Consider the following 4,218-nt stretch of genomic DNA (forward strand, 5'->3'; position numbering starts at 1 on the left):
TGATCGGGTCATCCACCATTCACACATCTTTATGCTGGGAGGAGAAAGCTATCGGCTGAAGCAGAAGACAACAAGCTAGACTATGAAAGGTGGGTCAATTTTATTGGCCAAAGGTGGGTCAAAATAAATGGCCATTGACAGAAGCCTCGGAAAAGCCCCTGACCCTCAATTGCATCGAAATGCGGGCCCGGAAAAAGTTCGGGAAAGAGGCGGTCAAACGGATTCGGCAAGGACTATATCGTCCCGTATAACATATCTGTGATTCCGACTGCTCAGAGCTCATAGCGAATTAGTACACTTTAGTAATCGTTCCCACTAAATCAGTAAACTTCACTACTAAACAGAACTAAAGAGCTGGTATGGAGATCTCAACCTTTTGAGTGTTTATTTAAACGCCCCAATATAAAGGCCCATTAACACGTCGGTGACTCTGACCTGCCCCCTTGCTCGGTTTAGTTTTGCTAGGATCCGTGAGTGGCATTGGTCGCAAAGCGATCATTCAGATTTGGGGATAACGCCCAGCTCACGTGCTGGAGTTCCCCCGATACGCATGACACAACCCAGCCACTTATGGGGAATGTCCGCCGTAACGGGGTAGAACCCAGCTGGGTAAATTTCATAAGATCTTCAATGGCGTTAGTGGGAGGTTTTGATGGTTGTCGGGACGGGACTCAAAGGCATAGGGAAACGCCAGCGAGAGCTCCAACTGTGGTAATTACTTCATTTTTGGCATGGTGCGTAGTCGGAAGGGATAACTTTCATAGTATTCCTTCGAGAGCTCTTTGCTCTGAACTGCGTGGCTACCGCATTCAACACACTTCATCGCGTCCAGTTGTTCCATGAGCACGTGACAGCGATTACAGATATAACCCTTGGAGACACCGCGTCGGTGCAGCCCCTCGGCAATTTCCAAATTTCTGTCAAATCTACGAGCTTCCGCCTCTGCCTCCCATTGTTCGGCCTCAAGCTTATCAAGTATTGCCTTAGCGTCCTGCGTCTCGATCATTTCGGCTTCGCGCTTAATTGCCCGTCGCCGGGCCTCGCTCTGCTGCTTGGCTCTGGTTTCTGCACCCTGGTATTCGAGATACCGGGCATGGGGCCTGTTTGAGATTATGGTGAACCGATACCCCTCACCGGTCTCAGTCAGAAGGCTATATGGCCAGTCACAAAGCCGACGAAGGTACTGCAACATTAGAAAATAGGGCGTTTTGATGGCCTGATTCTCTGATTCGGTCAAGAACCAGACGCCAGTATCCGCGTACCAAGTACCACGCTTCCGACCCTTTTTCTTCCCTTCCAGCTTCATGGTTGCAAGCCGATCCATCCACTTGATGTAACCGAATCGGGATCTCACTGCGTCAACAACGGCCCGCACCGTCAGATGATGGCCAACCGGCGCGTTGATGATGAAATGCTCCAAGACGAACATTTGCCAGAGCGAGTAATGACACCTGACGATCCAATCCCCTTTGAGGCGAACTCCCGTGCCGAAGGGCAATCGGTCCGGTAAAGCGTGGCCTGCGGTATGAAGCCTCGCATGCTCTTGCCTGATGGCTGGGGCGCATTTCTCTTCCATTTGCTGGTGGAGCTTTGTCTGAGCCTCCTCACTTTGCATTCGAAACGCCTTCTCCACGTCGGGGGCATAGAGCTCTCGTTGGCGCTCTTTGTTTTCTTCGTAGCGAAGCTTTTCCAGCTCACGCTTCTCTCTAGCCTCACGTTCGGCCACGAACTTGGCCTTGGCCGCAGGTAGCCGGTCTTCGAGGCGTTTCCGTGCGGCGTGCACTCGCGGCAGGTCGTCGTAAAGCGAACAGCGGTACCAGTGTCGGGGTGCGGTGCGAAGAACGATTTCTCGCAGCGCATCCAGATCCCGAACCTCTTCTGGGGATACCGTGGCCAGGTCAATCTCCATAAGGTTGTCGAGTGCTCCGGCCTTAGGCTCGCCAACTTCGTGGGACACCTTAATTTCGATATAGACCGTTGAGCCGTTTTTTAGGTTGGCGGTGAGGTCCGGACGCCAGATCTCGGCCATTTGCTCCGAAACCACATCAATCAATTCCGTTCTGTGGGGTTCGAACACAAGGTCTTCCGAGATGTATACGTCCTCGGCCACGTGGGCTCGGAAATGGAAGGATTTCGAGGGAAGCCAGACGCAGGCGGCGTCTTCAAGGATTTGCTTACCCATCCGGTGAAGCGCGGTTTCGTAGCCACCAGGGCACTCCTTCGCTCGATGGTGAGAAAAGTAGTTTCGCTTCACTTTGGGTCGATTTGCGATCAGGGGGGACTGGCACGACGGGCAATGGCAGCCGCAGGCCTTGCCTTGGTCAACTTCGTCCGGTGTGTACAGGCGACCGTTCTTCTCACCAAACGGAACTCTGAGATCTCCATATCCCGCCATCGCCCCTCCATCGTCGTTGCAGCCGGAGAATGTTTCTATTTCGAGGTTATCGCTGCGTTCAGCTTTTTCATCAGCGCATAGCCTTTATCCTTCAGAAACCATAGTTTAGCTTTTTAGTCCACCGGCTCTAGCTCAACCTTGAACGAATTCAGTCCTTGCGTGCCAGCTTCGACTAATCGATCGGAGTACCGCAGCTGTCTCTCTGCAGTTGTGGGTTCCATCAGCGATACCGGGACGTAATTGCTTGGTCAAAACGTGACTTAATGCATTGTGGAATTCGGCCGGTCAACAATCTAATTTCACAGGTATTTATCTGTGAATAAGGCAATCAGTCAGACCAGCTCGTCAATGGGGGAGAGACGCGCAGTCGCCGAAACCATAGACCTCTTCCAGGTCGCCACTCAACCACTGAAGCTGTCTTTTTCCGACGGCAAAATCGCCACAAATAAAGACACACACGGCGATCTGCACATTCATGTCCAGATGCAACGTGGCTAAAACTGGATCAGGCTCGATGTATACCAGAACTCGGAGGAGCCTGAGCGCCTTCTCGCGACTCTCGATTGCGATACCGGCGCCCGCTTGCTGATGGATAGTTCGAGGATACTGCACTAAGCGCTCCGGACCAGCCCCAATCACACACCTATGTTTGGGGCTCTTTGCCTAGAAGAGCTCCAACAACTACGGAACTATGCCCAGCTGAATTTGCTGAATAAAACGCCGTAGCCGACCAATATCCTCGGGAGTCTCCAGCAAACTCTCCGGTGACACGTTACCCAGAAACGGTCGGGCTCGTCCCATCCAATCCCGAGCCATCGCCTCATCGCCTTCAAATAGCTCAAGAACTTTCTGCCACACTTCACCTTTGAGCTCAGACAGCTCCGGCTCAACATTGCCCGAGATCTCACTGTCATTTATCGGCATAACGAGTGACTCCACCAATCGTTTTTCACCTTACAGACTGGTTGCTGTTGATACCCTGCTTTGGATGCTATGAACCAAGTGCACTTTCCAAATTTCCTGTGCCAGTCCTCGTCAAGAATTTTACCTTACGCAGCCCACCCTATGCCTACCATGTCTTGGCGGAGCGAGATCGGACTACCGAGACATCCCTGGGACGACCTCCTGCAGAGGCCGGAGCCATTCCTACCTGTCTTAACCAATTAGGATCTCGACCCTGGGCCTCCAACAGGATTCGAAGGGAACTGCGATAATCCCGCATCGTGGACGGACTGCACCAGTGCTCCAATAACCAACGAACGTGCTTCTGTTGAATCTGTTGCTTTCTTCTTACTTCTGGGAATCGAGTCTCGACGGCAGCCACCATTTTTTCGATGCGACTGATATGACGACGGCGGACCCTTTCAGAGCCGTCGCCAGCTTTAATTCGCCGATACACGCCGGAGAGATTCATCGCTCAGCCTCCTCTCCCGGACGATCCGAACGATGTCGCTTTCCAATATATGCTGATGAGACTGTGGGACGTTTGTGACCGCCCGATTTACCCACAACTTCCCGACCTCTGAGGTCTGCCCCTCTATCGAATGGCCCAGACTGTTTCAGTGGAGCTGGCTGGCCGCTTTCTCGTTCATACAGCTCAATGAAATTCTCTGCTCGCAGCTCTTTAGGGCTTTTGATTCCAACTTGCTTGAGCACTTTGCGGATAGGCGGGGCGTGCCGCGCTAGCCCGGATTTCTCATAGTGCTCCAACAACCTTCGCAGACCAAGCCTGGTAGTGCCAGATCCGAGTGGTCATGGTCGAAGTTGGCGATTATTTAGCCAGTTTCCGGCATTCAGGCACAACTCCCCCTTTCCCCCATTGG

At 52.6% G+C, this 4,218-nt stretch carries 4 protein-coding genes; 1 reads left to right on the forward strand and 3 read right to left on the reverse strand.

Annotation, left to right across the window (positions count from 1 at the left end):
* The first annotated feature begins 10 nt into the window (after positions 1–10).
* Positions 11–79, forward strand: coding sequence for a hypothetical protein (locus AC13E3_RS00215; protein ID WP_348295699.1), 69 nt, complete (start codon positions 11–13; stop codon positions 77–79).
* Between the two features lie 636 nt (positions 80–715).
* Here AC13E3_RS00215 and AC13E3_RS00220 read toward each other — a convergent pair.
* The 3 genes from AC13E3_RS00220 to AC13E3_RS00230 all read right to left on the reverse strand — a co-directional run bounded on the left by AC13E3_RS00220 (position 716) and on the right by AC13E3_RS00230 (position 3,319).
* Entirely contained in the window at positions 716–2,395 is a 1,680-nt protein-coding gene (locus tag AC13E3_RS00220; RefSeq protein ID WP_139216043.1) for a competence protein CoiA family protein, read from the reverse strand.
* A gap of 345 nt (positions 2,396–2,740) precedes the next feature.
* Complete coding sequence (locus tag AC13E3_RS00225) at positions 2,741–3,007, reverse strand: hypothetical protein (protein ID WP_092032312.1); 267 nt, start codon at positions 3,005–3,007, stop codon at positions 2,741–2,743.
* A 69-nt stretch (positions 3,008–3,076) separates the two neighbouring features.
* The gene (locus AC13E3_RS00230; protein WP_092032311.1) at positions 3,077–3,319 is read right to left on the reverse strand and encodes an antitoxin Xre/MbcA/ParS toxin-binding domain-containing protein; all 243 of its coding nucleotides are present in this window, start codon (positions 3,317–3,319) and stop codon (positions 3,077–3,079) included.
* Positions 3,320–4,218 lie beyond the last annotated feature (899 nt).

Source organism: Marinobacter sp. L-80 (genome assembly GCF_056859395.1).

Excerpts from the sequence above, each read along its gene's own strand:
- AC13E3_RS00220 (WP_139216043.1), bottom strand. The coding sequence starts at position 2,395 with ATGGCGGGATATGGAGATCTCAGAGTTCCGTTTGGTGAGAAGAACGGT.
- AC13E3_RS00230 (WP_092032311.1), bottom strand. The coding sequence starts at position 3,319 with ATGCCGATAAATGACAGTGAGATCTCGGGCAATGTTGAGCCGGAGCTG.